This is a genomic window from Mesorhizobium sp. M7A.F.Ca.CA.002.09.1.1 (genome assembly GCF_003998555.1).
GTDB classification, from domain to species: domain Bacteria; phylum Pseudomonadota; class Alphaproteobacteria; order Rhizobiales; family Rhizobiaceae; genus Mesorhizobium; species Mesorhizobium ciceri.
In genome coordinates, this window is sequence record NZ_RZRR01001161.1 from 1 (window position 1) to 1428 (window position 1428).

General features: G+C 58.5%; 3 protein-coding genes. 2 read left to right on the top strand and 1 reads right to left on the bottom strand.

Annotation, left to right across the window (positions count from 1 at the left end; translation table 11 throughout):
- Window positions 1-365: single-stranded DNA-binding protein (gene ssb, locus EN994_RS31335; protein ID WP_127308146.1), on the bottom strand; the 365-nt coding region annotated here is incomplete at its 3' end.
- A 183-nt stretch (window positions 366-548) separates the two neighbouring features.
- Between ssb and EN994_RS31340 the strand changes: the two genes are divergently transcribed.
- Both EN994_RS31340 and EN994_RS31345 read left to right on the top strand, forming a co-directional pair.
- Window positions 549-968: a cupin domain-containing protein gene (locus EN994_RS31340; RefSeq protein ID WP_013531835.1), complete on the top strand. Its 420-nt coding sequence runs from the start codon at window positions 549-551 to the stop codon at window positions 966-968.
- Window positions 969-1012: 44 nt separating this feature from the next.
- A complete protein-coding gene (locus tag EN994_RS31345; protein ID WP_013531836.1) occupies window positions 1013-1327 on the top strand; it encodes a metalloregulator ArsR/SmtB family transcription factor in 315 nt (104 codons plus the stop codon).
- Window positions 1328-1428 lie beyond the last annotated feature (101 nt).

The following is a 1428-nucleotide window of genomic DNA, read 5'->3' on the forward strand; positions in this document are numbered from 1 at the left end:
CCTTCACCCTGCCCGCGCGCGTCGAGCATCTGCAGCTCACCGCGGAATTTCTGCAGCACGACTTCCGTCGTGTACTTGTCGGCGCCGGTCTGGTCCTGCCATTTGCGCGTCTGCAGCTGGCCCTCTACATAGACCTTCATGCCCTTCTTCAAATACTGCTCCGCCACCTTGGCGATGCCCTCATTGAAGATGACGACGTTGTGCCATTCGGTCTTTTCCTTGCGCTCGCCGGAATTCTTGTCACGCCAGCTTTCCGACGTCGCAATGCGAATGTTGACGACCGGCTCGCCCGAGTTGAGGCGACGGATTTCGGGATCCGCGCCGAGGTTGCCGACCAAAATGACCTTGTTGACGCTACCCGCCATGATATTTCTCCGCGCTCATCCGAAACAAATTTTTTTGTCGCAGCACCTTACAGGCTGCAGGCGTCAGCCGCTTGCCGTGGCTGCCTTTACCCACAAGGTTTTTGTTCCCTGTTCGTTCTATGGTGCAGATGACGTTCTGTCAATGTTTGTCAGCAAGATGTAGTGTCCCGGCCGGAAATTTCCATGAAATCGGATCTGACCGGGGGCGATCAAATGAAGTCTGTCGCACATGAGGACCAGCAGCGCGAGCAATGGCGAGCAGGTGTGGAAACACGCATGCATGTGTCGGCCAGCAATGGTGCATCGCAACTTTGCATATTCGAGCAATGGGTCGAGCCCACGGTCGGCGCCCCAACGCATTGGCATCCCGTGGAGGAAGTGCTGACCGTTATCGCCGGTAGGGCTGAGATGTGGATCGACGATGAGCATACAGTCGTGACATCGGGCCAGTCTCTCGTTGTCCCCGCGAACAGGAAACACGGGTTCAAGAACGCCGGCACTGGAACGCTTCACATCCACGCCGTCCTTGCGTCGCCGATTTTCGAGGCGACGTTCGATGGGCCTGCCGGAATGGTGAGACGCTGGCTTCCGACAATCTCGTAAAACAGTGCTTGCCAAATCAATAAGTATTCACTTATGCTTTTGACATGATCGAAGCAGAGATTTTTCGCGCACTGGCCGACCCGACGCGCCGCGCCGTCTTTGAGCGGCTAGCCGCAGGCGAGATGAGCGTGTCGGAATTGCGCACCGGTATGACGGTGTCGCAGCCCGCGGTGTCGCAGCATTTGGCCGTCCTGCGTGGCGCAGGCCTGGTGGTCGAGCGGCGAGCCGGCCGCAACGCCTATTACCGCGCCGATCCGCAGGGGCTCGCTCCCTTGCTCTCCTGGATCGAACGCTACCGGACTTTCTGGCCGGAACGCATCGAAAGGCTGAAGGCGGTTTTGAAGGACATGGATCAATGAACGACAGGGGATCAATGGCCGACGAAAGCCATCGCGAAGTCTCTCCGGATGCGCTCGAGTTCGAGTACGACCTTGCCGAGCCGCCGGAAAAGGTCTGGCGG